Annotated in this window: 1 protein-coding gene; it reads right to left on the reverse strand. The window is 39.6% G+C overall.

What is annotated here, in order from left to right; translation table 11 throughout:
* On the reverse strand, positions 1–548 hold a 548-nt coding region (locus NRL14_RS20795), incomplete at both ends, for a transposase (RefSeq protein ID WP_373462544.1).

The following is a 548-nucleotide window of genomic DNA, read 5'->3' on the forward strand; positions in this document are numbered from 1 at the left end:
GGGCTATCAAAACGTTTAATCGTGCCAGTTTCTAACATAATAGTCAGTGCTAAAGTATTCCCAATTCCATCAATACTGGATAGGTTTATAAATTCAGGGGAGAGTGATGTTTGTTTTAAAATAGCGCCCTCTATCGCATTAATTTGCTGTTGAGCACAGCGTATTAATGAGAGGTTAGAAATGACTGACAGTGCTGTATTCATTGAGCTAAAATCTGCATGTACCTGCTCAGTATCAACGCCTTTTCTGATAGCAGCCATTTGCTTTATTTTGTTGCTACCGAGTTTATAACCAAGATGACGCATGTAACAACTTTGCACCGATAATAAGTTTTTAGTGGACTGTTGAACAATGTCCATTCGTTTGCGCATTAAATCTCGAACAGCCCTGAGTTCACGTGGATAAATATAGCCTTCAGGGAGTATATCTAGACGTAGCATTTCAGCTAACCAGCGTGCATCACTATGGTCATCAGCATGTTTTAAGCCTGAATATTGTTGAATTGCAGCGGGGTTCGCTAAGTGAAGCTTAAATCCTGCATCCATTAA

Origin of the sequence: Pseudoalteromonas sp. 20-92 (assembly GCF_030847595.1) — a bacterium.
Lineage (GTDB): Bacteria > Pseudomonadota > Gammaproteobacteria > Enterobacterales > Alteromonadaceae > Pseudoalteromonas > Pseudoalteromonas fuliginea.